Origin of the sequence: Protofrankia sp. Cj3, assembly GCF_917627355.1 — a bacterium.
GTDB lineage: Bacteria > Actinomycetota > Actinomycetes > Frankiales > Frankiaceae > Protofrankia.
In genome coordinates, this window is the sequence record NZ_CAKJTR010000030.1 from 27284 (window position 1) to 30397 (window position 3114).

Annotated in this window: 4 protein-coding genes; 3 read left to right on the forward strand and 1 reads right to left on the reverse strand. The window is 68.1% G+C overall.

What is annotated here, in order from left to right; genetic code table 11:
• From MJ783_RS06405 to MJ783_RS06415, 3 genes are all read left to right on the forward strand, one after another.
• Positions 1 to 192: hypothetical protein (locus MJ783_RS06405; RefSeq protein ID WP_370651459.1), on the forward strand; the 192-nt coding region annotated here is incomplete at its 5' end.
• On the forward strand, positions 189 to 581 hold the full coding sequence (locus MJ783_RS06410) for a type II toxin-antitoxin system VapC family toxin (protein ID WP_239309114.1): 393 nt from the start codon (positions 189 to 191) through the stop codon (positions 579 to 581). The genes MJ783_RS06405 and MJ783_RS06410, both read left to right, overlap by 4 nt.
• Before the next feature lie 208 nt (positions 582 to 789).
• The gene (locus MJ783_RS06415) at positions 790 to 1812 is read left to right on the forward strand and encodes an SPFH domain-containing protein (RefSeq protein WP_239309116.1); all 1023 of its coding nucleotides are present in this window, start codon (positions 790 to 792) and stop codon (positions 1810 to 1812) included.
• Positions 1813 to 1825: 13 nt separating this feature from the next.
• Here the strand turns inward: MJ783_RS06415 and MJ783_RS06420 are convergent, their stop codons facing one another.
• On the reverse strand, positions 1826 to 3061 hold the full coding sequence (locus MJ783_RS06420) for a cytochrome P450 (RefSeq protein WP_239309118.1): 1236 nt from the start codon (positions 3059 to 3061) through the stop codon (positions 1826 to 1828).
• Between the last annotated feature and the right edge of the window lie 53 nt (positions 3062 to 3114).

Consider the following 3114-nt stretch of genomic DNA (forward strand, 5'->3'; position numbering starts at 1 on the left):
GACGAGCTTGCCTCCCGGGCTGCGCTCAGCGGCCGTTCGCTGCAGGAGTACGTGCGTTCTCAGCTGATCGAACTGGCCCGGCGGCCGGACGCGGAGGTGCTGCTTGCACGGATCCGTGATCGCAAGCAGCGCGTTGGCAGCCGGCTGTCGGCGGAGTCGATCCTCGGCCACCGTGACGCCGACCGCCGGTGACCCTCGTCATCGACTCCGGTTTCGTGGTCACGGCACTCGTCGACAGCGGCCATGTTGGAACCTGGGCGGACCACCTACTCGCCACCGATGACCTGGCCGCGCCCCATCTCATGCCGGTGGAGGCCGCCAATGTGCTGCGGCGAGCTGTCATGGCCGGCGAGATCACGGCGGATACCGCGGCCCTGGCCCATGCGGACCTGCTGAGTCTGCGGGTCGAGCTGTTCGCCTACGAGCCGTTCGCCACAAGGGTGTGGGAGCTGCGGGAGAATGTCACCGCCTACGACAGCTGGTACGTGGCACTCGCCGAGTCGCTGGACGCGAGGCTCGCCACGCTGGACCTCCGGTTGACGAAGGCCGCGGGACCGCGCTGCGCCTTTGCGACCCCGTAACCGCCCCGGCTCATCGGGCCCTCCGGACGAACATATCCCCCGCGCTGATCACCGCTCACACCCGCGGGGCTCACCCCACCGTCACATAGTTCCGGTATAAAGCAGACGTTTTCGGCTAGTATCGGTGGGGCTGTTGGGCGTCCGCCAGGGCTGTCGGGCGTGGCGTTGGCTCCCATACCTATACAACCATGATCGGGGGGCGGTGCCGATGGCAGGAATGGGCGCGCGGAGGAGGATCTTCGTCAGGATTATCGCTTTCCTTACCGCGGGTATCGTCACCGTCTCTCTGCTCGTGCTGGGCCTCAGCGCGCTCGGCTCGTTCGACAAGACCACCGGTGGAGAGATCGCGGTGATACGCAACGGCGGTCCGCTCGACAACCACCGAATCAGGCAGATCCTCGACCCCGCCTCGGCACGGACCTGGATCGGGCTGTATTCCGATGCCCACAAGTATCCCGCCCAGCAGCGTTTCTACACGATCACCGCCGACCCGAACCGCGGTGACCGCACGGGCGAGGACGTGGTACGGGTGCCGTCCAAGGACGGCGTCGAGATGGGCATCGAGGGAACTCTCTACTTCACCCTCAACCTCGACCACGACACAATCCGCACGTTCGACGACAAGTTCGGCACCCGCAAGTTCCGCAGGCTGGCCGGCAACGACTACTACGCCGCGTACGAGGGTGACAAGGGCTGGTCGGCGTTTCTCGACACCATCATCCGGCCGGTGATTGACAACGCCCTGCGGCAGCAGGTGAATACCTTCGACTGTGCCGAGCTCGTCTCCAGCTGCGCGCTCGTCCAGCTCGGCGCGAACCAGAGTACCGGCACCGGCACCGGCACCGGCGCGCCGCCGGCCGTGGCCGCGGGGTCGAACAACGCCAACCTCGCGAAAGTACAGACCGCGATCAATGAATCGCTCGCTCGGGACCTCGTCGAAACGCTGAGCGCGCCCTTCCTTGTCGACCTGAAATTCAACCTGGTGCGCATCACGCTGCCGCAGCAGATCCAGGATGCCGTGAACAAGGCACAGGCCGCCTTCGCCGCTGTCACCGAGGCGCAGGCAAGGGTGGCGCAGGCCCGCGCGGACGCCGAGGCCAACCGGGAACGCCAGGCCGGCTATGCGCAGTGCCCGGCATGCGCGGCGATCGACCAGCTCAAGGCCATTCCACCGACGGTGACGACCTTCGCACCGGGTTCCGGTTTCGCGATCACATCTCCTCAGCGGTAGCGCCACGGGACAGTCAGTCGGCGGTGGCAAAGCTGAGCGGGAGCGATGCCACCCCGCGATGGATGAGGCTGGGCAGATAGGTGAGCGTGTCAGTGGCCAAAGACAGTGCGGGAGCCCGCTGGATGAGCGTGCGGATCGCGGTTTCGGCCTCCATCCGGGCCAGGGGCGCGCCCAGGCAGTAGTGCAGCCCGAGGCTGAAGCCGAGGTGCCGGCGCGGAGCCGGGGAAGCCGCGTACCGGGTGATGTCGAAACGGTCGGGATCGGTGTAGACGGTCTGGTCCCGACCTGCGGAAGCCATCAGGACAATGACGCCGTCACCGCGGGCGAAGGTGTGCTCGCCAACGGTCGTCTCGGTGAGCGCGACCCGCATGGTGAACTGGGTCGGCGTGTCGTACCGGAGCATCTCCTCGACGGCCGCCGGGGTCAGCTCCGGCCGCTCGCGCAGCAGCGCGAGCTGGCCGGGGTTGCGCAGCAGGGCGATCATGCCGTTACCGATGAGGTTGATGCTCGTCTCCATACCCGCGACCAGCAGGAGCACGCAGATACCGAGCACCTCGGCCGCGGTGAGGACCTCGCCGGCTTCCTCCACCCCGACAAGCATGCTCAGCAGGTCGTCGGTGGGACGCGCCCGCCGCTCGGCGATCAGGGCGTGCAGGTAAGCGACAACCTCCTGGCCGGCTTTGCTCCGAGCGGCGACGTCCTGGGGTGAGAGCAGGCCGTCCGGGTCGGTGCCACGGGCGATCGCCAGCTCCCAGGCCCGCAGCGCCGGCCGGTCGGCCTCGGGGACGCCGAGCAGCCGGCCAGCGACCATGGTGACCGCCAACGGCCCCGACAGGTCCCGGATGACGTCGATCTCACCGGCGTCGAGTGCCGCGTCGACCAGCCGGCCCACCAGTTCGTCGATCATCGGCGCGAGACCCGCGACCATGCGCGCGCTGAACGCCTTGTTGACCAGCCGACGCAGCCGACGGTGGTCCGGGGGATCCATCCGGATGAAGGAGCCGGGCAGGGATGCCGCCTGGTCCCAGAAGGGGCTCAGCCCGTCCTCGTGGCCGTGGCCCCAGTCCTGGCTCTGCAGGATCGCCGCGCAGTCGTCGTACCGGCCGGCCAGCGCGACCGGGACTCCCTGGAGGAGGAGCGATGGCAGCCCGGCTGCCGCCCGGACCCGCTGGTAGCTCGGATAGGGATCGGCGCGGCTGGCGGGATCGAATGCGTCGAACTCGACGGGACTGGGACTCAGCGTCGTCATTGTCAGTCCTGCTCCTTGTCGTTCGGGCGACCCATCCGAGCCGAACACGGTGT

Coding starts and splice junctions, on each gene's coding strand:
- MJ783_RS06415 (WP_239309116.1), top strand. CDS start 790: ATGGCAGGAATGGGCGCGCGGAGGAGGATCTTCGTCAGGATTATCGCT.
- MJ783_RS06420 (WP_239309118.1), bottom strand. CDS start 3,061: ATGACGACGCTGAGTCCCAGTCCCGTCGAGTTCGACGCATTCGATCCC.